Raw genomic sequence first — 3133 nt, forward strand, 5'->3', positions numbered from 1 at the left:
CCGGCCGTTCGACATCAGCCTTTTTCAGCCGGGATGGACGAACTCACCTGGCGCCAGTACCGAACCACCGTCCACGTCGATCACTTGGCCGGTGACCCAGGAGGCGTCCGCGGACAGCAGGAACGCGGCGACCGAGGCGATGTCGTCCGGTTCACCGAGGCGGCGCAGCGGGACCACCTGGGACTGGATCTCCTCCCTGCCCTCCCAGACGAACCTCGAGCCCTCGGTTTTCACCAGACCGGGGGCGATCGCGTTCACCCGGACGCCGTCAGGGCCGAGATCGAGCGCCAGATCGCGGGTGAGCGCCTCCAGCGCCGCCTTACCCGCGGTGTACACGGCCGCGTACGGAACGAGCTTGCGGATGCTGATGGCGGACACGTTGACGACGGCTCCGCCGCCGTCCGCCAGGCCCGCCTTCATCGCCTCCTGGATCATGCCGATGGCGATCCAGGAGTTGCCGACGACATCGCGGGCGAAGCTGTCCCGATCAGCAAGGTGCGGGCGGCCCAGATAGCTGCTCAGCCCCAGGTTGTTCACCAGGTAATCAATCCGGCCGAACGTCCGCGTGGCCGCGGCGACCAGGGCCGCGGCCGAATCCGGCTCGGCCGCGTCCGCGATGGCAGTGGCCACGCTCAGCCCGGCGGCGGCGAACTCCGCCCGGGCATCCTCTAGATCATTTTTATGACGGGCGTTGAGGACGACGCTGGCGCCCTCCGTCGCCAACCGCCAGGCGATCGCCCGCCCGATCCCCCGAGACGATCCGGTGACGATGGCCGCGCGCCCGCTGAAACGTCCGTTCACAACCGGCCCCCTGGTATGCGCGGAGTTCCGTGGCAACATCCGCTTGACAGATGTGACGTAAAATAATAACACTAATTTAAAAATTAGTGAGGCTTTCGAGAGCGGCCGACCGCGCTGGAGGACGCTTCCTCCGACGGGACACGGCGACCTGGAGACCTGGGCCACCGGCGGCGCGCGACGGGCACGATCGCGCCACCGCTGGCCCCTGGCGGGAACTAAGGAGTGGGCATGGACAAGATCTGGGCGAACTCGGGAGATTCGCACCTGCTGGAGCCGGTCGACCTGTGGACGTCAAGGCTGCCGGCGCACCTGGCGGACCGCGCTCCACGCACCGAACGGGGCGACCGGCACGAAACAATCTACGTCGACAACGTGGTCCAGCGACGGGCGCTCAACGACTTCATGGACTCGTTCCGTCCCCCGGGCGCCTACGACCTCAAGCTTCGCCTCCAGGACATGGATGCCGAGGGCATCTGGGGGCAGCTCGTATTCCCGTCGATGGGCCTGTGGACCGTCCTGATCACCGATCGGGAACTCGCCGCCGCCTCCGTGCGGGCGTACAACGACTGGTGCCGCGAAGAGATCATGGATGGCTCGCCTCGCATCGTCGGCGCCGCGCTCCTGTCGATGGCCTCCATCGAAGACGCCGTGGCCGAGATCGAGCGGGTCGCCGGGATGGGGTTCCAGTGCGTGTTCCTGCCCACCGTCGTCCCCGACGGGCAGGAGTACGCCCAGGAGCTGTGGGAGCCGGTCTGGACCGCGGCTGAGGAAGCAAACCTCCTGATCGCCTTCCACATCGGTACCGGCTCGGACGCCAAGGCGTTCCGCGGTCCTGGAGCGGCTGTCATCAACTACGTGGAAACGACCTTCCCCGGCATGCGGGTCGTCACCCACCTGGTCGGCGCGGGCGTGCTCGACCGTCACCCGCGCCTGCGGATCATGATTGCCGAAGGTGGGGCGTCATGGGTGCCGGCGCTCGCCGACCGGATGGACGAGGGCTACCGCCAGCACGGCAACTGGGCGCTGCCCAAGCTGTCGGTGCTGCCGAGCGAGCTGATCTACCGGCAGGTCTACACGTCCTTCCAGCACGATGTGAGCGCTGTTCCCGCGGTCACCGCCATGGGTTACCGCAACGTCATGTGGGGTGACGACTACCCCCACCTCGAGGGTACCTACGGCCACACCCAGCAGACGCTGCACGACCTGTTCCAGGATGTCCCGGACGAGGTACGCCACACCATCACCCTGGACACCTTCCGCACGCTGTTCACCGTGCCGGACCGGGTCGAGGCCTGAGGCCTGAGGCCTTCCGGACCTCGGCACAGGCGGCCTGACCACAGGACATGGCCAGGCCACCTGCCCAGACCACGGCCACGGCCACACGGCAACGGCAACGTGGAGAAGCCCCGGACGCAACCGCCTCCGGGGCTTCTCCACGTTCAACGCCGGCCCGCGCCAGCCCGCGACCGCGGGGTCAGGCGTGCGCCTGGGCCAACGGCGCGCCGGACAGATAGGACTGCGCGATGTCGTCCAAGCGGCCGCGCAGGTCCTGCGCGGTACCGCTGAGCGCGATCCGGCCGCGGCTCATCACATAGGCCCGGTCGGCGAACTCAAGAGCCTTCGCGATGTGCTGCTCGACGAGGAGCACGCCCACACCGCCGTCCGCGGCCTGCCGGACCGCACGCAGCAGCCGCGTGACAACCAGCGGTGCCAGCCCGAGCGAGAGCTCGTCGGCCAACAGCAGGCTCGGGCCACGGCCCAGCGCTCGGGCCAGGGCCAGCATCTGCTGCTGGCCACCGGAGAGCAGCCCGACCCGCCGTCCGCGGAACTCGGCAAGCTCCGGGAACAAGTCGAACGCAAGCGCCAGGTCACTCCCGCTGACCCGCAGGTTCTCCTCGACGGTCAGGCTCATGAACACCGACCGCTCCTCGGTGACCAGGCCAAGGCCCGCCCGTGCGCGCCGGTGCAGCGGGGCCTTGGTGACCTGGCCGTTCACCCGGACCTCCCCGCCGAGAACAGGCAGCTCACCACACAGCGTGAGCAGTGTGGTGGTCTTGCCCGCGCCGTTCGGGCCGAGCAGCGCGACAACCTCGCCCGGCTCCACGTGTATGTCGAGGTCGCGCACGACCGCGAGCGAACCGTAGCCGGCCGACAGTCCTATCGTTTCGATCAACGCTGGCATCGTGTGCTCCTCAGCCGACCCTCGGGGCGGCACGATCATCAAACTCTCGCGTCATACTTTTTCGGACTGAATCAGCTTCTTGGCGGCATGCGGTTTCGGTGACCCGGCCCGCTCACCGGGCCTGCGGGAGTCAGCCGGGGCCGCGTCGGT

The 3133-nt window shown here is 68.3% G+C and carries 3 protein-coding genes; 1 reads left to right on the forward strand and 2 read right to left on the reverse strand.

Annotation, left to right across the window (positions count from 1 at the left end; all coding sequences use genetic code 11):
• Positions 1-24 precede the first annotated feature (24 nt).
• Positions 25-801 carry an SDR family NAD(P)-dependent oxidoreductase gene (locus tag MJ785_RS04660; protein ID WP_239380080.1) on the reverse strand — a complete coding sequence of 259 codons (777 nt, stop codon included), beginning with the start codon at positions 799-801 and terminating at the stop codon, positions 25-27.
• A 228-nt stretch (positions 802-1029) separates the two neighbouring features.
• Between MJ785_RS04660 and MJ785_RS04665 the strand changes: the two genes are divergently transcribed.
• Entirely contained in the window at positions 1030-2097 is a 1068-nt protein-coding gene (locus MJ785_RS04665) for an amidohydrolase family protein (RefSeq protein WP_239308331.1), read from the forward strand.
• A 178-nt stretch (positions 2098-2275) separates the two neighbouring features.
• On the opposite strand, the gene MJ785_RS04670 is transcribed toward MJ785_RS04665, so the two are convergent.
• On the reverse strand, positions 2276-2983 hold the full coding sequence (locus tag MJ785_RS04670) for an ABC transporter ATP-binding protein (RefSeq protein ID WP_239380081.1): 708 nt from the start codon (positions 2981-2983) through the stop codon (positions 2276-2278).
• Positions 2984-3133: the final 150 nt, after the last annotated feature.

Origin of the sequence: Protofrankia sp. CiT1, assembly GCF_917627335.1 — a bacterium.
Taxonomy (GTDB): domain Bacteria; phylum Actinomycetota; class Actinomycetes; order Frankiales; family Frankiaceae; genus Protofrankia.